We start from the raw sequence: 523 nt of genomic DNA on the forward strand, positions 1-523 counted from the left end.
TTGAAAACTTAACATTAAAATTTTATAATTAAAATTGTTACCTGGGTTCAATTCCCTACAGATAAATTATAAAGGAGTAGTTATATGAAGAAGTATTTACTTCTACTACCAGTTTTTGCGATATTCCTTATTTCGTGTCAGCTTCCACCTGAAATAAAGGAGTTACCGGAAAAGATGAACGAGTTTAAAACTAAAGTAGAGGAACTTGAGGGTAAGGTTTCTGATCTTGAGTCTAAAATTGAGGAGCTAAAAACCAAAATAGAGGAATTAGAAAAGTCTAAAGCAGAAGCTGAAGCTAAAAAAGGTAGTGGTGGGGCTCAGAAGCCTCAACTTCCACCTATAAGAAAAAAGTAAAAGGAGGTTCATAAATGAAGAAGATTTTACTTATTTTAGGTTTATTCTTAGTGACTTTATTCTTTATAGCTTGTGAAGGTGAAGAGGAGTTGCCAACACCGAATGCAAGAATTGTGAGTATTTTAGATCAGGGTGAAGGAGTAAGATTTGAATGGGATCCTGTGGATGG

Annotated in this window: 1 protein-coding gene; it reads left to right on the forward strand. The window is 34.2% G+C overall.

The features are described 5' to 3' along the window. The first annotated feature begins 84 nt into the window (after positions 1 to 84). The gene (locus tag ABDH49_09375; GenBank protein ID MEN3047148.1) at positions 85 to 354 is read left to right on the forward strand and encodes a hypothetical protein; all 270 of its coding nucleotides are present in this window, start codon (positions 85 to 87) and stop codon (positions 352 to 354) included. The last annotated feature ends 169 nt before the right edge of the window (positions 355 to 523 follow it).

The sequence above is a fragment of the Candidatus Hydrothermales bacterium genome (assembly GCA_039630235.1).
Classification (GTDB): domain Bacteria; phylum Hydrothermota; class Hydrothermia; order Hydrothermales; family JAJRUZ01; genus JBCNVI01.

Coding starts and splice junctions, on each gene's coding strand:
- ABDH49_09375 (MEN3047148.1), top strand. CDS start 85: ATGAAGAAGTATTTACTTCTACTACCAGTTTTTGCGATATTCCTTATT.